This window comes from Pseudomonas sp. FW507-12TSA (assembly GCF_058781435.1).
This window is the reverse complement of the sequence record NZ_JBYSWT010000028.1, coordinates 25,290-44,362: the sequence shown is the minus strand read 5'-3', so window position 1 is coordinate 44,362 and position 19,073 is coordinate 25,290. Positions and strand designations below refer to the sequence as shown.

At 63.9% G+C, this 19,073-nt stretch carries 13 protein-coding genes and 1 other RNA gene; 7 read left to right on the top strand and 7 right to left on the bottom strand.

Annotation, left to right across the window (positions count from 1 at the left end; translation table 11 throughout):
• Nucleotides 1-6: 6 nt before the first annotated feature.
• The gene (locus AC3WK8_RS23770; RefSeq protein ID WP_256592352.1) at nt 7-930 is read right to left on the bottom strand and encodes a DMT family transporter; all 924 of its coding nucleotides are present in this window, start codon (nt 928-930) and stop codon (nt 7-9) included.
• A gap of 100 nt (nt 931-1,030) precedes the next feature.
• On the opposite strand from AC3WK8_RS23770, the gene AC3WK8_RS23765 reads away from it, so the two are divergent.
• Nucleotides 1,031-1,897 carry a LysR family transcriptional regulator gene (locus tag AC3WK8_RS23765; protein WP_085597126.1) on the top strand — a complete coding sequence of 289 codons (867 nt, stop codon included), beginning with the start codon at nt 1,031-1,033 and terminating at the stop codon, nt 1,895-1,897.
• Nucleotides 1,898-1,912: 15 nt separating this feature from the next.
• Here AC3WK8_RS23765 and AC3WK8_RS23760 read toward each other — a convergent pair whose 3' ends face one another.
• Nucleotides 1,913-2,416, bottom strand: a complete 504-nt coding sequence (locus AC3WK8_RS23760; protein ID WP_103325998.1) for a GrpB family protein — start codon at nt 2,414-2,416, stop codon at nt 1,913-1,915.
• 140 nt (nt 2,417-2,556) lie between these two features.
• Here AC3WK8_RS23760 and AC3WK8_RS23755 point away from each other — a divergent pair, with 140 nt between their 5' ends.
• A complete protein-coding gene (locus AC3WK8_RS23755; RefSeq protein ID WP_146043280.1) occupies nt 2,557-3,645 on the top strand; it encodes an OmpH family outer membrane protein in 1,089 nt (362 codons plus the stop codon).
• Nucleotides 3,646-3,877: 232 nt separating this feature from the next.
• Here the strand turns inward: AC3WK8_RS23755 and ffs are convergent.
• The 5 genes from ffs to AC3WK8_RS23730 all read right to left on the bottom strand — a co-directional run bounded on the left by ffs (nt 3,878) and on the right by AC3WK8_RS23730 (nt 11,906).
• Nucleotides 3,878-3,974: signal recognition particle sRNA small type (gene ffs / locus AC3WK8_RS23750), an RNA gene on the bottom strand.
• A gap of 166 nt (nt 3,975-4,140) precedes the next feature.
• Nucleotides 4,141-6,513, bottom strand: coding sequence for an NAD-dependent DNA ligase LigA (gene ligA / locus AC3WK8_RS23745; protein WP_103325996.1), 2,373 nt, complete (start codon nt 6,511-6,513; stop codon nt 4,141-4,143).
• A gap of 130 nt (nt 6,514-6,643) precedes the next feature.
• Nucleotides 6,644-7,498: a cell division protein ZipA gene (zipA, locus tag AC3WK8_RS23740; RefSeq protein ID WP_085597130.1), complete on the bottom strand. Its 855-nt coding sequence runs from the start codon at nt 7,496-7,498 to the stop codon at nt 6,644-6,646.
• Nucleotides 7,499-7,755: 257 nt separating this feature from the next.
• The gene (gene smc, locus AC3WK8_RS23735; protein WP_103325995.1) at nt 7,756-11,244 is read right to left on the bottom strand and encodes a chromosome segregation protein SMC; all 3,489 of its coding nucleotides are present in this window, start codon (nt 11,242-11,244) and stop codon (nt 7,756-7,758) included.
• A gap of 2 nt (nt 11,245-11,246) precedes the next feature.
• Nucleotides 11,247-11,906, bottom strand: coding sequence for a GntR family transcriptional regulator (locus AC3WK8_RS23730; protein ID WP_085597132.1), 660 nt, complete (start codon nt 11,904-11,906; stop codon nt 11,247-11,249).
• Between the two features lie 312 nt (nt 11,907-12,218).
• Here AC3WK8_RS23730 and xdhA point away from each other — a divergent pair, with 312 nt between their 5' ends.
• From xdhA to AC3WK8_RS23705, 5 genes are all read left to right on the top strand, one after another.
• On the top strand, nt 12,219-13,673 hold the full coding sequence (gene xdhA, locus AC3WK8_RS23725; RefSeq protein WP_085597133.1) for a xanthine dehydrogenase small subunit: 1,455 nt from the start codon (nt 12,219-12,221) through the stop codon (nt 13,671-13,673).
• A complete protein-coding gene (gene xdhB / locus AC3WK8_RS23720) occupies nt 13,666-16,065 on the top strand; it encodes a xanthine dehydrogenase molybdopterin binding subunit (RefSeq protein WP_103325994.1) in 2,400 nt (799 codons plus the stop codon). Before xdhA ends, xdhB begins: the two co-directional genes overlap by 8 nt.
• A 114-nt stretch (nt 16,066-16,179) precedes the next feature.
• On the top strand, nt 16,180-17,022 hold the full coding sequence (xdhC, locus tag AC3WK8_RS23715; protein ID WP_103325993.1) for a xanthine dehydrogenase accessory protein XdhC: 843 nt from the start codon (nt 16,180-16,182) through the stop codon (nt 17,020-17,022).
• Between the two features lie 25 nt (nt 17,023-17,047).
• A complete protein-coding gene (gene guaD / locus AC3WK8_RS23710) occupies nt 17,048-18,352 on the top strand; it encodes a guanine deaminase (protein WP_085597136.1) in 1,305 nt (434 codons plus the stop codon).
• A 231-nt stretch (nt 18,353-18,583) separates the two neighbouring features.
• Nucleotides 18,584-19,051 (top strand): SMI1/KNR4 family protein, encoded by a 468-nt coding sequence (locus AC3WK8_RS23705; RefSeq protein WP_158250060.1) that lies wholly within the window; start codon nt 18,584-18,586, stop codon nt 19,049-19,051.
• Nucleotides 19,052-19,073: the final 22 nt, after the last annotated feature.

The following is a 19,073-nucleotide window of genomic DNA, read 5'->3' as shown; positions in this document are numbered from 1 at the left end:
GCCCCGTCAAACCGGGGCCTTGTCGCTCACGGCCCGCGCACTGGCGCTCCTGCGCCAGCGCCAGCGCCCCTCCAACTGCATCGCCATCACACTGCCCAGCACCACCGCCGCCCCCAGCACCACCCCGGAGCGCAACGTCTCGCCCAAGACGACCGCGGCCAACAACATCGCCACCGGCGGGATCAGGTACATGGCGATCGATGCCCGGCTGACCTCGACCCGCGCCAGCACATAGGCCCAGGCCAGGTAGGCCAGCGCGCTGGGAAACACCCCCAGCAACAGCACCGCCAGGTTCACCCGCAAGGGCGCCTGGACAACGGCCTGGGCCAGGCCCGGGGTGTACACCGCCAACAGCAAGGTACCGCCCCAGACAATGTAGCAAGTGGTGGTCAAGAGCCCGTGGCGCCCGGAAAAGCGCCGCAGCAGCACGAAATACAACCCCCAGGAAAAAGCCGCCAGCAGCACCAGCAAGCCCTGCGGCTGGATCGAACCCAGGCCGCGATCACCAGCCACCACCAGCAATGCGCCCACCAGGCCCAGCGCCACACAACTCCAGCGCCAGGCACTGACCGGCTCCTTGAGCCAGGAAAACGCGATCAGGGTGCTGAAGATCGGTGCCGATTGCGCCAACACGCTGGACGCGCCAGCACTCAAACCCTGCTGTCCGTAGTTGAGGCTGACGTGATGCAGGGCGATGGCGAAGAACCCCAGCACCAGCAACCAGGGCATATCGCGCCAGCGCGGCAGGGAAATACCTGCAACCAGTGCAATGCCGACCATGAATACCGAAGCGATGAGAAAGCGCAGCAACGCCAGGTGCCCGGGACTGTAGCCCTCAAGGCCGATATGGATGCCCACCGGCGAATAGGCCCAGCACAAGATGACCATGGCCGTGGCCAGAACCAGTTTCAGCGAGGGCGAGATCTTCACGAGACAAACTTCCAGGCAAGGTAGAGAACTACAGTGTCGCGCCCTCGAAAGCTCATCACAATTGATCAATACTGAGCCCATTGCTCACTGGAAATGAACGATGGAACTGACTCAATTGAAGATGGTGCAGGCCGTGGCCCGCTTCGGCAGCATCGCTCGCGCGGCCGAGCAGCTGCACTGCGTGCCGTCCAATATCACCAACCGCCTCAAGCAGCTGGAAAACGAGCTGGGCACTCCCTTGTTCACTCGCATCGGGCGCGGCCTGAAGATCAGCCCGGCCGGGGAAATCTTCCTCGGCTACAGCGAGCGCATCCTCGCCCTGGTGGATGAGGCCCGGCGCGCGGTCGACAGCCAGGCCGGGCCCAGCGGCCTGCTGCGCCTGGGTTCGATCGAGTCCTGCGCCGGCGGCCGCCTGCCCCCGCTGCTGGCCGAGTATCACCGGCGCTACCCACAAGTCAGCGTAGAACTGGTCACCGGCACCTGGTCGCAACTCTTCGAAGAATTGCGCCACCAGCGCATCGACGGCGCCCTGGTGGCCATCGATACCCTGCCGGCGAAACTGCAGCAAACCGTGCTCTACCACGAACCCCTGGTGCTGATTTCCAGTGCCGGCAGCGCTCCGATCCACAGCGCCAGCGACCTGCAAGGCCAGCACCTGTTCATGTGGCCAGTCGGTTGCCCCTATCGCCGCGCCCTGGAGAACTGGCTCGGCAAGCACGGCCTGAACCTGCCGATCACCGGTTATGCCAGCTGGGGCACTATCATCGGCTGCGTCAGCGCGGGTGTGGGAGTGTCGCTGATCCCCGAAGGCGTACTGGAGCGCTATGCGCAGTCCTCGACCCTGACCGTGCAACGCTTCGATGACCTGGCGCCGGTGGACAACCGTTTTGTCTGGCATCAAGACGTGCAGCAGCACCGCGCCCGGGATGCCTTCGCCCAGCTGCTGCGCGAGAAACTCGGCGCATGAGCGAACCCTGAGCGGTCACGATCGACAGCCCTCCATCACTGCATCAATGAAAGGCGCCTTGCGCGCAAGATATTCACCGATACCGTCGCGGTTACTGGCTTCCAGTTGCAGCTTCAGTTCCTGATAGCGCTGGCGCAGGTTCGGGTCACTGCGCAACAGGTCGCGAAACCCCAGCATCCGCCGGATTTGCCCATGCCCCGCCAGGCACACGTGCACCTTGTGGGTCCGCACCCCATCGACGTCCCGCCGATAGAAATGATGCCCGGCAGACAAGTCGCTGCCCCGGACATAACCCAGGGTCGCCATGAAAGCCTGGCGCAGCGCCTCGTCCCGATGCTGCGCGACCACCAGCAGCACATCGATTTCCGGCTTGGCCGCAAGCCCGGCCACCGCAGTACTGCCCACGTGATGAATGTCCAGCAGCTCGCCGACAAAACCCGGCGCAATGCGCTCGCGCTCCGCGGCGAATGACAGGGGCCATCGCGGGTCGTAGGGGGAAATCTTGCTGGTCAACGCCATGTTCACTCCTTGGATGTGCGTTCGTTTCGATTATCCAGGGCACTACTACACCCTCGCGAGTGCTTCGGCACTTGCCACTCGTCAGCAATATGGCGAAGCGCCATATCGATCTTCTGACTGCATCTAGACTCCGGCAGAACATGAAAAACCATGATCCAACGGAAGGGAATTCGGTGAAACGAGCCTTGTCAGCAGCTCTTTGCCTGGCTTTGTTGTCGGGCTGCACCACCGCCCGCCTATCGACCCGGACTCTCCAGGCAGAGGATCGAGTCATAACAGGTATCGAGCGCAAGGAGTTGGTCAACAACGTCCTTCAGGACGTCCGGATCATCTGCCCCGAGCCCAGCCCCGACGCCTTGAAGACATTCGCAGCATCAGGCACGGCGTCCAAGGAAGATATCGCGGCGCTGTCTGCCGCGTACCAGCAGTCCGGAGCCAGTATTGGCCTGCGTACCCAATCCATCCAGCTCCTGCGCGACCAGCTGTTTGCCGTGTGCCAGGCTTATGCCAATGGGGCGATAACTGCCGACATGTATCAGATGTACATGACCCGCAACCAACGCAACACCGTCGCCATTCTTGCAATCGAGCAACTCACCGGTGTAGCCAAGGGCCCCGCCGTGGCCCTGACCAGCGCCAGTTCGACCGCCAACAGCCAATACCTGCTCGACCAGAGCAAGATAATCAAGGACGCTCAGGACAAATTGGCCAAAATGACCGCTGGCAGTGAAGAAGCCAAAACCATGCAAGGCAATATCGACGCCATGCAGACCCAGCTCAAGCAAGCGCAGCAAGCAATGGTGCAAACCTCCAGCGCAGCAACCCTGAGTGCCGCGCCTGCCACCACTCTTCCTGCCGCAGACGTGCAGGCAATTGCCGAAGCGGTCCAGCGCATTACCGAAATGACCACCTGGACCAACGACCTGTTCTACATCTGCCTCAACGCCTATGCGAACCTGCCCAGCGCACGCCGGCCCCCATCATTGGACAGCGCTTGCGCGAAGATCTATGACAATCTCGCCCAGGCCAACCTGCTCCAGCTCAAACACATGATCGGTCTTGAAGGTACAACAGGATCGGCTGCCGCCGCTCCGGATGCCAAGCCAGCAGCGCCTGCGCCCAAGGGAGGTAAAAAGCTCAAACCTGATTTCAGCAAACTGGATGGCATTCCTCTCCACCTCAGAAAACCATTGGATTCCAGCAAATCGCTGTTTGATCCCGGCCTCTGAGTCGCCATGCCAAGGACAACTGCGACCGTTGCTGATTCTTCCGCAGTTCGTTCTCCGAACTAGCGCAGAGAGGTCTTTTAAAATGGAAACGAAGCAGTCCTGCGACTTGACTCAACGATGAGCAGTCGAAGATAGGGGTATGCAGGATTGGAAAAGATACGAAACAAGGCCCAAACACGCGCTAAAGCCTTTGAATTCGTTGAGACTCAATCATCTAGATGATTGGAGGCAGCCCCACCAGCCACACCCCGGCACACAATGTTCCCGCTGTGGCTGCTCCCTTCCGGGCCTGACCAGGTTAACGGGTAATCGTTGCGGGGGGACCGATGGGGCCACCATAACGACGCTCACCTGACGGCGAGCCGCGCCATTGTACCTATCTGAGTTGAAGATACAACCGCTCATTGCAGAATAAAAAACTCGAAGAGCTTCAAGCACTTGGAGTGTCACCAAGCAGGGCCGGCGGGCGCTGGCTCGCGCCGGCCGGCCCACGCTTCAGGCCGAAGCGGAAATGCCGTGCTCACCGAGGAAGGCGACGAATGCCTCCTCGTCCAGCACCTTCAGGCCCAGTTCGTTGGCCTTGGCCAATTTGGAACCGGCCCCGGGACCTGCCACCACGCAATGGGTCTTGGCCGAAACCGAACCAGCCACCTTGGCTCCCAGGCTTTCCAGCTTGTCCTTGGCCACATCGCGGCTCATCAACTCCAGGGAACCGGTCAGCACCCAGGTCTGGCCGGCCAGGGGCAAGCCTTCGACCGCCTTCTTCTCGCTCTGCCAGTGCATGCCGAAGTCACGCAACTGTTGCTCGATGGCCTGGGCCAACTGGGCATTGGCCGGATTGTCGAAGAACTCACGGACCGCCTTGGCCTGCTTCTCCGGCAAGGCCTGGCGCATGTCCAGCCAATCGGCGTCGATCACCCCTTGCAAGGAACCGAACTTGTCCGCCAGCTTCTGTGCCGCGCCCGGCCCCACTGAAGGAATGTTCAACTTGTCGAGCATGCCGCCCAGGGTGGTGCTGGCGGCGAATTCCGCCCCCAGCTCGCCCTGGTCCTGCAGCACCAGGGCGCACTGGTCCGCCGCCAGCAAGGCGCCGATCACCTGCTGGTTATGGCTGTCCTCGAAGAAACTGTGGATTTCATGGGCGACTTCCAGGCCGACATCCGGCAAGTAGGTCAACACCTGCGGCAACGCCAGGCGTACCCGCTCCAGGGTGCCCAGGGAACGCGCCAGGACCTTGGCGGTCTCTTCGCCGACATCGGGGATGCCCAGGGCATAGACGAAACGCGCCAGTGACGGGCGCTTGCTGTCTTCGATGGCCTTGAGCAGCTTGTTGCTGGAGACCTCGGCAAAGCCTTCCAGGTCGATGATCTGCTCGTACTTGAGCTTGTAGAGATCGGCCGGCGAGGCGATGAGCTGCTCGTCCACCAGTTGCTCGATGGTCTTGTCCCCCAGGCCTTCGATATCCATGGCACGCCGGGAGACGAAGTGGATGATCGCCTGCTTGAGCTGCGCACCGCAGGCCAGGCGGCCCACGCAGCGATAGACCGCACCTTCGCTGACGGTTTCGCGGCCCTTGCTGCGCTTGACCAGTTGCGTGCGCTCGACATGGGAACCGCAGACCGGGCAGCTTTCGGGAATCTGCACCGCCCGGGCATCCTCCGGGCGCCGCTCGGTGACCACTTGCACCACCTGCGGGATCACGTCGCCAGCACGCCGGATGATCACCGTGTCGCCGATCATCAGCCCCAGGCGCGCCACTTCGTCCATGTTGTGCAAGGTGGCGTTGGATACGGTCACCCCCGCCACCTTGACCGGTTTCAAGCGCGCCACCGGCGTTACCGCGCCGGTACGACCGACCTGGAACTCCACATCCAGCAGCTCGGTGAGCTCTTCCATGGCCGGAAACTTGTGGGCGATGGCCCAGCGCGGCTCCCGGGCCCGGAAGCCCAGCTCGCGCTGGGAAGCGATGCTGTTGACCTTGAACACCACGCCGTCGATTTCGTAGGGCAGCGCGTTACGCCGGTCGCCGATCTCGCGGTAGTAGTCCAGGCACTCGTCGATCCCCTTGGCCAGGCGCAGCTCGCGACTGATGGGCATGCCCCACTGCTTGAGCTGCTCGAGGTTGCCGATATGGGTATCGGCGATGTCCGCCGTGACCTGGCCCAGGCCGTAGCAGCAGAACTCCAGGGGCCGACTGGCGGTGATCTTCGAATCCAGCTGGCGCAGGCTGCCCGCCGCGGCGTTGCGCGGGTTGGCGAAGGTCTTGCCGCCCGTCTCCAGTTGCGCGGCGTTCAAGCGCTCGAAGCCGGCCTTGGACATGAACACTTCACCGCGCACTTCCAGGGTCGCCGGCCAACCACTGCCCTGCAGCTTCAGCGGAATGTTGCGCACGGTACGCACGTTGACGCTGATGTCCTCGCCGGTGGTGCCGTCGCCACGAGTGGCGCCACGCACCAGCAGGCCGTCCTGGTACAGCAGGCTGACCGCCAGGCCGTCGAGCTTGGGCTCGCAGCTGTACTCCACCGCCGCGCCACCACCGAACAGGTCGCCGCTCGGCAGGTCCAGGCCCTCATTGACCCGGCGATCGAACTCGCGCATGTCGACTTCTTCGAAGGCGTTGCCCAGGCTGAGCATGGGGATCTCATGGCGGACCTGGGTGAAGGCCGAGAGCGCGGCGCTGCCGACCCGCTGGGTCGGCGAGTCGCTGGTCACCAGCTCCGGATGCTCGGCCTCCAGGGCCTTGAGCTCGCGGAACAGGCGGTCGTACTCGGCGTCAGGGATACTGGGCTCGTCGAGCACGTGGTAGCGATAGTTGTGCAGGTCCAGCTCGGCACGCAGCTCAAGAATGCGGGTTTCGGCGGCGGTCATGGGGTTCTCTCATAAAGCAAAAGAGCAGCCTAGGCTGCTCGATCGAAGATGGTGTTCAGGCTTGGCTGGCCAGTCGACTCCTACAGGATAGATCCCGCTTCGGCGAAATCGCTGGCCAGCGATCAGAGGGTCACCGCTTCTGGGTCAGGGCACGGCGCTCGAACTCGACGATGCGCTGGCGGTAGTGTTCGATGGTCTGGGCGGTCAGGACGCTGCGCTGGTCATCCTTGAGCTCGCCATTGAGTTCCTGGGACAACTTGCGCGCCGCGGCCACCATCACGTCGAAAGCCTGTTTCGGATGACGTGGGCCCGGCAGGCCCAGGAAGAAGCTCACGGCCGGGGTACTGAAGTGGTCGATATCGTCCAGGTCGAACACCCCGGGCTTGACCGCGTTGGCCATGGAGAACAGCACCTCGCCGTTGCCAGCCATGCTTTCGTGGCGGTGGAAGATATCCATCTCGCCAAAACGCAGGCCGCTCTCGAGGATGTTCTGCAACAGCGCCGGCCCCTTGAAGCCCGCCGCATCACGGCAGATCACGCTGATCACCAGCACTTCCTCGGCCTGGGGCTGCTCCTTGTCGCCGAAGCTGGCAGCCTTGCCTTCATCGGCCGGGAAATCATCGTCACGACTGCTGAAGCTCGGACCGTTGTCCAGATCCAGGTCCAAGTTGAGGTCGCCCTGCTGCGGCTCGCTACCACGCTTGCCGCGCTTGGACGAAGAACTTTCCCGAGGCTCGCGGGCCGGCATGCTCACCGAAGGCAAGTCATGCTCATCCAGTTGCGGCTCCTTGTGGTTGTCCAGCACCCGGGACGGACCCAGCAGTTCGGCATTGCCTTCCTCATCCGGCAAGTTGGAAAGACTTCGATCAAGACGGAACTTCAACTTGCCCTTGCCGCCGCGCATACGCCGCCAGCCATCAAAAAGAATACCGGCGATGACAATAATGCCGATGACGATCAGCCACTCGCGCAGACCGATTTCCATGTAATCCCGTGCCTCTATGAAAAATGCTGAAAAATAAGGGGCTTACAATCTGCAAACCGCTTTAAAACGTGGCGCCAACTCTATGTTCTGAATGGCCTTTTGCTCACGCGTAGAAAAAATTGACATTAAACTAGCACGACCAAAGGCAACTTTACACCGTCTGTCGCAACGCTTATGGCCAATATGTCGCCTGGCTGGCCCGACAATGGCGAAAAACCTCCTGCGCTGCCCCCGACAGCCCCCTCAACCCCGCTGGTTCAAGCGTCCACCATCGCCATGGCCTCTTCGACGTCCACGGCCACCAGGCGCGAACAACCGGGCTCGTGCATCGTCACGCCCATCAATTGATCGGCCATCTCCATGGCGATCTTATTGTGGGTGATATAGATGAACTGCACCGTTTGCGACATCTCCTTGACCAGCTTTGCATAGCGTCCAACGTTAGCGTCATCCAGCGGTGCGTCAACTTCGTCGAGCATGCAGAAAGGTGCCGGATTCAACTTGAAGATGGCGAATACCAGGGCCAGTGCGGTCAGTGCCTTTTCTCCACCGGAGAGCAAATGAATGGTGCTGTTCTTCTTCCCCGGAGGGCGCGCCATGATCGTCACCCCTGTATCGAGTAGATCTTCGCCCGTCAGTTCCAAATAAGCGCTGCCGCCACCGAAAACTTTTGGAAACAATGCCTGTAGGCCACCATTGATCTGGTCGAAAGTGTCCTTGAAACGATTCCGGGTTTCCTTGTCGATCTTGCGGATCACGTTTTCCAGGGTTTCCAGGGCCTGTACCAGGTCGGCATCCTGGGCATCCAGGTAGCGCTTGCGCTCGGACTGCTGGCGGTATTCGTCGATCGCCGCGAGGTTGATCGCCCCCAGGCGCTGGATCCGCGCCGCAATCCGCTCCAGTTCCTCTTCCGCGGCCGGCTCGCTGGCATCCGCCGCCAGGGTCGCCAGTACCCCATCCAGGTCATAACCATCGGCCAGCAACTGCTCCTGCAGCGCCTTGCGCCGCACGCTCAGCGCCTGCCACTCCATCCGTTGCTGCTCGAGCTGCCCGCGAATCAACTGCGACTGCTGCTCGGCCTGGCTGCGACGCTTCTCGGCTTCACGCAATTCACGGTCGGCGTCTTCCATGGCGATCTGCGCGGCCTTGAGCTCGACATCCACGCTCATGCGCCGCTCCAGCAACTCTTCGAGCTTGAGGCGCAATTCTTCCAGGGGCGCCTCGCCCTCCTCCAGGTTGAGGCTCAACTGTTCGCGCTTCTCGGTCAGGCGCTCGGACTGCATCTCCAGGCGCTCCAGGGCCTGGCGCGTGGAGTCGTGCTGGGCCTTGAGCGAGCCCATGCGCACCGCCAACTGATGGGCGTGGTCCTTATGCTGGCGGGCCTCCTGGCGCACCCGGTCGAGACGCTCGCGCAAGCTGTCGCGCTGGGCCAGCAGCGACTCGCGCTGCTCGGTGTCCAAGGCCATGCCATCCAGCGCATCCTGCAGCTGCAGGCGCGCCTCGCCGATCTGCTCATGCTCCAGTTCGCGCTGCTCAGCCAGCTCCACCAGTTCCTCGTCGAGGCGGCTGCGGCGCAGATGCAACTGCTCGGCCTTGGCTTTGCCAGCGGACAACAGGGCTTTCAACTCACCCTGCTGGCGAGCCTCGTCCTGCAATAGCCGGCGCAGATGCTCACGCCCGTTTTCCTGCTGGCGCTGCTGGGCCCGCAGGTTGAGCAACTGGCTTTCCAGGTCCTCGACACTGGCTTCACGCTCATCGCGCTCGAGTATCAGTTGCTGGATTTCCTGGCCCCGGGCCAACACCCCACTCTGCGCGTCGCCGGCGCGGCGCACCCGCAGGAAATGCCGGCCGACCCAATAACCGTCGCGGCTGATCAGGCTCTGCCCCGCCGCCAACTGGCCACGCAAGGCCAAGGCCTGCTCGAGGCTGTCCACCGGCTTGACCTGGCCCAACCAGGGCGCCAGGTCGACCTGGGACTGCACCTGGTCCAGCAAACTGCCGGGCAAGGACGAAGCCTCTCCCGGCAGGCTCAACAAGCGCAGGTCGCCCTGCTCGAACCCACCCAGGTCGATACCGGTGAAATCCTCCACCAGCACTGCCTGCAGGTCGGCACCCAACACGGTTTCCACCGCCAGCTCCCAGCCGGCCTCCACCTGCAGGTCATCGGCCAGGCGTGGGCGCTCGGCCAGTTGCTGCTCACGCAGCCATTGGGCAGTGCCGGTGTCCGGATCCAGGGCCGCTTGCTGCAGGGCCTCCAGGGACGCCAGGCGACCGTTGAGCCGCTGCAACTCGCCCTGGGCTTGTTGCTGGGTCTGGGTCGCCTGCTGCAACTGCTGACGCAGTTGTTCCAGGCGCTCGACCTGAGACTCCTCGCTGGCTTGCAAGTCCTCCAGGGTGGCCTCGCTGGCGGCCAGTTGTTCATTGAGCTCGAGCATGGCCGCGTCTTCCGGATCGGCGGTCAGTTGCTCACGCTCTTCGCCCAAGCGTCGCTGGCGCTCGGCCAGGCGCTCCAGGCTGGCCTCCAACTGCTGGATGCGTGACTGCTGCACTTCCGCCTGGCGCCTTGGCTCGGCGGAACTGAGGTTGAAGGCGTCCCACTGCTCCTGCCAGCCATGCATGGTGGCCTCGGACTCCTCCAGGGCCGCCGCGGCTTCCTCGGCAGCGGCGCTGGTGAGCTCCTGTTCGGGCTCGAGCATCGCCAACTCTTCGCCCAGGGTCGCCAGCAAGGTGCGGTCGTGGCCCAGGTGCGATTCGGTCTCCAGGCGCGCGCGCTCGGCTTCCTTCAAATCGTCCTGTAACTGGCGCAGGCGCTGCTGACCGTGCTGGATGCTCTGCTCGACCCGGGCGATGTCGCCACCTACCGAGTAGAAACGCCCCTGCACCTGGTTGAAGCGCTCGGACAGCTCATGATGGCCGTCGCGCAGGCGCTCGATGGCGGCATCGGCGTTGCGCTGCTCGGCCACCAGGGCTTCGAAGCTGACCTCCTGGCTGCCGATCACCGACTCGCGCTGCCCCACCTGCTCGTTCAGCGCCTGCCAGCGCAAGGCCGACAGTTGCGCCTTGAGCTGACGCTCCTCGGCCTTGTATTCCTGGTATTTCTCAGCGGCCTGGGCCTGGCGATGCAGGCGCTCGAGCTGGCGCTCCAGCTCCTCGCGCAAGTCGGTCAGGCGCGCCAGGTTCTCATGGGTGCGACGGATGCGGTTTTCCGTCTCGCGCCGGCGCTCCTTGTACTTGGAAATGCCAGCGGCTTCCTCGATGAAATTGCGCAGGTCCTCGGGCTTGGCCTCGATCAGCTTGGAGATCATGCCCTGCTCGATGATCGAGTAGCTGCGCGGCCCGAGGCCGGTGCCCAGGAAGATGTCGGTGATATCCCGGCGACGGCATTTGGCACCGTTGAGGAAATAGCTGTTCTGGCTATCGCGGGTGACCTTGCGCCGGATCGAGATCTCGGCATAGGCGGCATACTCGCCCACCAGGGTGCCATCGGAGTTGTCGAATACCAGTTCGATGCTCGCCTGGCTCACCGGCTTGCGGCTGGTGGAACCGTTGAAGATGACGTCGGTCATCGATTCGCCGCGCAGGTTCTTCGCCGAGCTTTCGCCCATCACCCAGCGTACGGCGTCGATGATGTTCGACTTGCCGCAGCCATTGGGCCCGACCACCGCCGCCATGTTACTGGGGAAGTTGACCGTGGTCGGATCGACGAAGGACTTGAACCCCGCCAGCTTGATGCACTTGAGTCGCACGTTTATGCATCCGCCAGGGCAGACACCACCAGGTCGCTGCTGCGCTGGCCGTAGGCGGTCAGTACCCGGCGGATCTGCGCCAGGTCACGGGCCAGCACGGCAGCCAGCAATTGCTCGAACAACTGAAGGTACTCGCTCATGGACGCCTTGCGCTGGTCCAGCGCCAGGTAATAGGCGCGGCTCATGGCCGGGTGCAGGTTCTCGACGGTCTCCTGCAGGTACGGGTTGTTGGCGAAGGGATAGGCGGCGCGCATCACGCTGAAGCTGTCTTCGACGAAGGCGCGGATGTCCTGGCTCTGGTAGGCACTTTCCAGGCGTTGCTGGATCTGCAGGAACGGCGCCATGTCGCTTTGCTGCTGCCAGCCGCTGGCTACCGAATTGCCGAGCAGGATGTACATCTCGCTCATCAGGGTGCAGAGGCTGCGGACCTTGTGCTCGGTGAGCTCGGTCACGTGGGCGCCACGGCGCGGCAGGATGGCGATCAGGTGGCGACGCTCCAGAATCAGCAAGGCCTCGCGCACCGAGCCGCGGCTGACATTGAGAGCCAGGGTGACCTTCTGTTCCTGAATGCGCTCCCCAGGCTTGAGATCCCCGCGAATGATACGTTCGGCGAGGTGGTGAGCAATTTGCTCGGCGAGACTGTCCGGCGCCTTGAACGTCATGGTTTTCCTTCAGAATCTTTAATCGGCACAAGCGGCGAAGTGTAGCGCAATTGATACCTCGGCGCGGAGTGCCACGGCAGCGGAATTTGCCATGAAACCCGCACATAGACGGCTATTGGTCGGGTCTGCACCGATGGTTGTCGACTGACGCCCGGCCCCGCGCCTGCGGCCACGAGGATCTTGGTCATACTTGAATTGTTGGGCGAATAAATTTCCTGACCTTGAAGTCAGAAAATCATTGACCGAAAAGTCAGACATGACTAAATTCGGCCCACGTCGCTTAACAACAATAATGAGTTTGCGAGGCCTTCCGTGATCCAGTTTCTACTCAACCAGGAGCTCCGCAGCGAGCACACCCTGGACCCGAACCTGACCGTGCTCGACTACCTGCGCGAACACCTGGGCAAGCCTGGCACCAAGGAAGGCTGTGCCAGCGGTGACTGCGGGGCCTGCACCGTGGTGGTCGGCGAACTGCAAGTCGATGCCCGGGGCGGCGAATCGATCCGCTACCGCAGCCTCAACTCGTGCCTGACCTTCGTGTCCTCCCTGCACGGCAAGCAGCTGATCAGCATCGAAGGCCTCAAGCACCAGGGCCAGTTGCACAGCGTGCAGCAGGCCATGGTCGACTGCCATGGTTCGCAGTGCGGCTTCTGCACGCCGGGCTTCGTCATGTCGCTGTTCGCCCTGCAGAAGAACAGCAGCCAGCCCGACAGCCACAAGGCCCACGAAGCACTGGCCGGCAATCTGTGCCGCTGCACCGGCTACCGGCCGATCCTCGCTGCCGCCGAACAGGCCTGCGCTGATGAACGCGGCGACCAGTTCGATGCCCGCCAGGCCGAGACCATCGCCCGCCTCAAGGCCATCGCCCCGCAAGACACCGCCGAGCTCAACAGCGGCGACAAGCGCTGCCTGGTGCCCCTGACCGTCGCCGACCTGGCCGATCTCTACGACGCCTATCCCCAGGCCCGCCTGCTGGCCGGCGGCACCGACCTGGCACTGGAGGTGACGCAGTTCCACCGCACCCTGCCGGTGATGATCTACGTCGGCAATATCGCCGAGCTCAAGCGCATCGAACACTTCGAGGACCGCCTGGAGATCGGCGCAGCCACCGCCCTCACCGATTGCTACGACGCCCTGCGCGGCGAATACCCGGACTTCGGCGAACTGCTGCAACGCTTCGCCTCGCTGCAGATCCGCAACCAGGGCACCCTGGGCGGCAACATCGGCAACGCCTCGCCCATCGGCGACTCGCCGCCGCTGCTGATCGCCCTGGGCGCGCAGATCGTGCTGTGCAAGGGCCAGGTGCGCCGGACCCTGGCCCTGGAGGATTACTTCATCGACTACCGCGTCACCGCCCGCCAGGACAGCGAGTTCATCGAGAAGATCATCGTGCCCCGCGCCAGCGCCGAGCGGCAGTTCCGCGCCTACAAGGTGTCCAAGCGCCTGGACGACGATATCTCCGCGGTCTGCGCGGCCTTCAACCTGCGGATAGTCGACGGCGTGATCGAGGAAGCGCGCATCGCCTTCGGCGGCATGGCCGCAACCCCCAAGCGCGCCAGGCACTGCGAGGCGATCCTGACCGGCGCCGACTGGACCCAGGCGAGCATCGAGCAGGCCTGCGCGGCCCTGGTCCAGGACTTCACGCCGCTCTCGGATTTTCGCGCGAGCAAGGAATACCGCCTGCTGAGCGCGCAGAACCTGCTGCGCAAGTACTTCATCGAACTGCACACACCGCACATCGAGACTCGGGTGACCGCTCATGTCTAACCAGCACAAGGTCGAAAAGACCCAGGACGAACTCTCGGCCCTGTTTCGCCAGGACCTGACCACCGGCGTCGGTCGCAGCGTCAAGCATGACAGCGCCGAAAAACACGTGTCCGGCGAAGCGGTGTACATCGACGACCGCCTGGAATTCCCCAACCAGCTGCACGTCTATGCCCGGCTCTCGGACCGTGCCCACGCCCGGGTCATCAGCATCGACACCACCCCCTGCCATGCCTTCGAAGGGGTGCGCATCGTCATCACCCACCAGGACACTCCCGGCCTCAAGGACATCGGCCCGCTGCTGCCCGGCGACCCGTTGCTGGCCATCGACACCGTGCAATACGTCGGCCAGCCGGTGCTGGCGGTGGCCGCCCGCGACCTGGATACCGCTCGCCAGGCCGCCATGGCCGCGATCATCGAGTACGAGGACCTGGAACCCGTGCTGGACGTGGTCGAGGCCCTGCGCAAGCGCCACTTCGTGCTCGACAGCCACACCCACCAGCGCGGCGACTCGGCCAGCGCCCTGGCCAGCGCCAGGCACCGCATCCAGGGCACCCTGCACATCGGCGGCCAGGAGCACTTCTACCTGGAGACCCAGATCTCCTCGGTGATGCCCACCGAAGACGGCGGCATGATCGTCTACTGCTCGACCCAGAACCCCACTGAAGTGCAGAAGCTGGTGGCCGAGGTGCTGGATGTCTCGATGAACAAGATCGTGGTGGACATGCGCCGCATGGGTGGTGGCTTCGGCGGCAAGGAAACCCAGGCTGCCAGCCCCGCCTGCCTGTGCGCGGTGATCGCGCGCCTCACCGGCCAGCCGGCCAAGATGCGCCTGCCCCGGGTCGAGGACATGCTGATGACCGGCAAGCGCCACCCGTTCTACATCGAATACGACGTGGGCTTCGACGACAGCGGCCGGCTGCACGGCATCCAGCTGGAGCTGGCGGGCAACTGCGGCTGCTCGCCGGACCTGTCGGCGTCCATCGTCGACCGGGCGATGTTCCACGCCGACAACTCGTACTACCTGGGCGACGCCACGGTCAACGGCCACCGCTGCAAGACCAACACTGCCTCCAACACCGCCTATCGCGGTTTCGGCGGCCCCCAGGGCATGGTCGCCATCGAGGAAGTGATGGATGCCATCGCCCGTCACCTGCACCTGGACCCGCTGGCCGTGCGCAAGGCCAACTACTACGGCAAGACCGAGCGCAACGTCACCCACTACTACCAGACCGTCGAGCACAACATGCTCGAGGAAATGACCGCCGAACTGGAAGCCAGCAGCCAGTATGCCGAGCGCCGCGAAGCCATCCGGCTGTACAACGCCAACAGCCCGGTGCTGAAGAAAGGCCTGGCCCTGACCCCGGTGAAATTCGGCATCTCGTTCACCGCCAGCTTCCTCAACCAGGCCGGCGCGCTGGTCCACGTCTACACCGACGGCAGCATCCACCTCAACCATGGCGGCACCGAGATGGGCCAGGGCCTGAACACCAAGGTGGCCCAGGTGGTGGCCGAGGTGTTCCAGGTCGATATCGGCCGGGTGCAGATCACTGCCACCAATACCGACAAGGTGCCCAATACCTCGCCGACCGCGGCCTCCAGCGGCGCCGACCTCAACGGCAAGGCGGCACAGAACGCGGCGCAGACCATCAAGGACCGGCTGGTGGAGTTCGCCGCGCGCAAGTACCAGGTCAGCGAGGAAGATGTGGAGTTCCACAACGGCCACGTGCGGGTTCGCGAGCTGATCCTGACCTTCGAGGAACTGATCCAGCAGGCGTATTTCGCCCAGGTGTCGCTGTCCAGCACCGGCTTCTACAAGACGCCGAAGATCTACTACGACCGCGCCCAGGCCCGCGGCCGGCCGTTCTACTACTTCGCCTTCGGCGCGGCCTGCGCCGAGGTGCTCGTCGATACCCTGACCGGCGAATACAAGATGCTGCGCACCGATATCCTGCATGACGTCGGCGCGTCGCTGAACCCGGCCATCGACATCGGCCAGGTGGAAGGCGGCTTCATCCAGGGCATGGGCTGGCTGACCACCGAGGAATTGGTCTGGAACGCCAAGGGCAAGCTTGAGACCTGCGGCCCGGCCAGCTACAAGATCCCGGCAGTGGCCGACATGCCGGCGGACTTGCGGGTCAAGCTGGTGGAAAACCGCAAGAACCCGGAAGACACAGTGTTCCACTCCAAGGCGGTGGGCGAACCGCCGTTCATGCTCGGCATCGCCGCCTGGTGCGCCATCAAGGACGCCGTGGCCAGCCTTGGCGACTACCGGCACCAGCCACGGATCGACGCCCCGGCGACCCCGGAACGGGTGCTCTGGGGCTGTGAACAGATGCGCCAGCTGCAGGTGGCGAAAGCCGTAGAGAGCGAATCCGAGCTGGCTCCGCTCTAGACCCAGGCGCGCCTGTCGCGGGCAGCCTGGCTCCTGCCGGGATGGCATTTCCCTGGAGGAGCCAGGCTTGCCCGCGATGAGGCCCGAACAGACAACAGCGATGTCGAGGTGAACATGTACGACTGGATCAGCGCCCTCGCCGACCTGCAGAACCAGGGTGAACCCTGCGTGCTGGTGACCATCATCGAAGAGCTGGGCTCGACCCCGCGCAACGCCGGTTCGAAGATGGTGGTCAGCGCCAGCCGGGCCTTCGACACCATCGGCGGCGGCCACCTGGAATACAAGGCCATGCAGATCGCCCGGCAGATGCTCGCCAGCGGCCGGCAAACCACCCACCTGGAGCGCTTCAGCCTCGGCGCCAGCCTCGGCCAGTGCTGCGGCGGGGCCACGGTGCTGCTGTTCGAGCCCATGGGCCAGGTGCAGGCGCAAATTGCCGTGTTCGGTGCCGGCCATGTCGGCCGCGCCCTGGTACCCTTGCTCGCCGCGCTGCCCTGCCGGGTGCGCTGGATCGACTCGCGGGAGCAGGAATTCCCCGAACAGATTCCCCAGGGGGTGCGCAAGATCGTCAGCGAGGAGCCGGTGGACGAGATCGATGACCTGCCCCCAGGCAGCTATTGCATCGTCATGACCCATAATCACCAGCTGGACCTGGAGTTGACCGCCGCCCTGCTCAAGCGCAACGATTTCACCTATTTCGGCCTGATCGGCTCCAGGACCAAGCGGGTGAAGTTCGAACATCGCCTGCGCGATCGCGGCTTCGACGCGGCTACCGTGCAACGCATGCGGTGCCCCATGGGGCTGGGCGAGGTCAAGGGCAAGCTACCCGTGGAAATCGCCATCTCCATCGCCGGTGAAATCATCGCCACCTACAACGCCCATTTCGGCCAGCCCAGCGTCACCGCCGAACCCATTGCCCAGCTGCTGCCGGTCTCGCGCCGCAGCCAGGCCTCGAACTGAAACAGCCACACACTTGAGAATGACCATGTCCCAGACTCGCAAAGCCTACCGTGCCGCCATCCTGCACAGCATCGCCGACCCGGCGCAGGTCGGAATCGAAGCCTCCTACGAGTACTTCGAGGACGGCCTGCTGGTGGTGGAAAACGGCCGGATCAGCGCCCTTGGCCATGCCAGCGAACTGCTCGCGAGCCTGCCCGCCGAGGTACCGGTGAACCATTACCCGGACGCGCTGATCACCCCGGGCTTCATCGACACCCATATCCACCTGCCGCAGACCGGCATGGTCGGCGCCTACGGCGAACAACTGCTGGACTGGCTCAATACCTACACCTTCCCCTGCGAAAGCCAGTTCGCCGACCGGGCCCACGCCGACGAAGTGGCCGACGTGTTCATCAAGGAGCTGCTGCGCAACGGCACCACCACCGCCCTGGTGTTCGGCAGCGTGCACCCCCAGTCGGTGGATGCTTTCTTCAGCGCCGCGCAGAAGCTCGACCTGCGGATGATCGCCGGCAAGGTGATGATGGACCGCAACGCCCCGGACTACCTGGTCGACACCGCCGAGTCCGGCTACCAGGACAGCAAGGCATTGATCGAGCGCTGGCATGGCAAAGGTCGCCTGCACTACGCAGTGACCCCGCGCTTCGCCCCCACCAGCACCCCGCAGCAGTTGACCCTGGCCGGCCAGTTGCTCAAGGAATATCCCGATCTCTACATGCAGACCCACATCAGCGAGAACCTGCAGGAAATCGAGTGGGTCAAGGAGCTGTTCCCCGAGCGCAAGGGCTACCTGGACGTCTACGACCATTACCAGTTGCTGGGCGAACGCTCGGTGTTCGCCCATGGCGTGCACCTGTGCGACGACGAATGCGCGCGCCTGGCGCAGACCGGTTCGGCGGTGGCCTTCTGCCCGACCTCGAACTTCTTCCTCGGCAGCGGCCTGTTCAACCTGCCGATGGCCGAGAAGCACAAGCTCAATGTCGGCCTGGGCACCGATATCGGCGCCGGCACCAGCTTCTCGCTACTCAACACCCTCAATGAGGCCTACAAGGTGATGCAGTTGCAGGGCGCGCGCCTGAGCCCGTTCAAATCCCTGTACCTGGCCACCCTCGGCGGCGCCCGGGCCCTGCGCCTGGAAGAACGGATCGGCACCCTGCACCCCGGCACCGACGCCGACTTCCTGGTCCTGGACTACAAGGCCACGCCGCTGCTGGAGTACCGCCTGCAACAGGCCAAGAGCATCGCCGAGACCCTGTTCGTGCTGATGACCCTGGGCGACGACCGCACCGTGCTGCAGACCTACGCCGCCGGCCAGCAAGTGCACCAGCGCTGATCGGTCCCCGGCGCCAAGGATCCCCCGCTCGACACCGCTCGACCAGGGGATTTTTCATGGAGTCGCAACCTGCTGCGCACGCTCGCGCCGACCATCGGCAAAGAGCTCACGCGGATGGGCTCGCACTGCGTATCATCTGTCCCCTTCGCCCGGGCCCTGCTGCTCTGCCCCGGGCCCCATGGAGCAACAAGGGGCGTCGCCGCAGGCCGCCCCCGAACCGGAAGAAAGCACATGAGAGAGCTAGCTGAACTTGGCATCTACTACCAGAACTGCGTCATCGAACGGCCCATCCCGAGCCTGGATGAGATCGCCGAATTCCAGGCCAGGCAGGGCGTCGCCCTGCCCGCGGACTACCTGCAGTTCCTGCGCACGGTCAATGGCGGCGCGCCCACGCTGAACTTCTTCGAGAACGACGAGGCCGCCTTCGCCATCGAGGCCTTCCACTACCTGGCCCTGGAAAGCGATCCGGACGACAGCTACAGCATCGCCGTGGCCTCCGAGTGGCCTTGCGAGGAACTGGGCAGGAAGGTGATCGCCATCGCCGGGGACGGCAGCGGCGACCAGCTCATCATCGACCCGAGCCAAGGCCCCGAGGTGCGCCTGTGGCGACACGACGACGGTAGCGAGCCGGAGATTCTCGCCCCCAGCTTCGAGGCGTTGCTGGCCGGCCTCAAGCCCGATCCGGATGAGGACGAGTGAAACGGCGTTGAGATCTTGATCG

Bases quoted from the DNA above. Each gene is read 5' to 3' on its own strand.
- ligA (WP_103325996.1), bottom strand. From the start codon at position 6,513: ATGACCGCCGCCGAAACCCGCATTCTTGAGCTGCGTGCCGAGCTGGAC.
- AC3WK8_RS23730 (WP_085597132.1), bottom strand. From the start codon at position 11,906: ATGACGTTCAAGGCGCCGGACAGTCTCGCCGAGCAAATTGCTCACCAC.
- xdhB (WP_103325994.1), top strand. From the start codon at position 13,666: ATGTCTAACCAGCACAAGGTCGAAAAGACCCAGGACGAACTCTCGGCC.
- AC3WK8_RS23755 (WP_146043280.1), top strand. From the start codon at position 2,557: ATGAAAAACCATGATCCAACGGAAGGGAATTCGGTGAAACGAGCCTTG.
- AC3WK8_RS23765 (WP_085597126.1), top strand. From the start codon at position 1,031: ATGGAACTGACTCAATTGAAGATGGTGCAGGCCGTGGCCCGCTTCGGC.
- AC3WK8_RS23760 (WP_103325998.1), bottom strand. From the start codon at position 2,416: ATGGCGTTGACCAGCAAGATTTCCCCCTACGACCCGCGATGGCCCCTG.
- AC3WK8_RS23705 (WP_158250060.1), top strand. From the start codon at position 18,584: ATGAGAGAGCTAGCTGAACTTGGCATCTACTACCAGAACTGCGTCATC.
- guaD (WP_085597136.1), top strand. From the start codon at position 17,048: ATGTCCCAGACTCGCAAAGCCTACCGTGCCGCCATCCTGCACAGCATC.
- xdhC (WP_103325993.1), top strand. From the start codon at position 16,180: ATGTACGACTGGATCAGCGCCCTCGCCGACCTGCAGAACCAGGGTGAA.
- zipA (WP_085597130.1), bottom strand. From the start codon at position 7,498: ATGGAAATCGGTCTGCGCGAGTGGCTGATCGTCATCGGCATTATTGTC.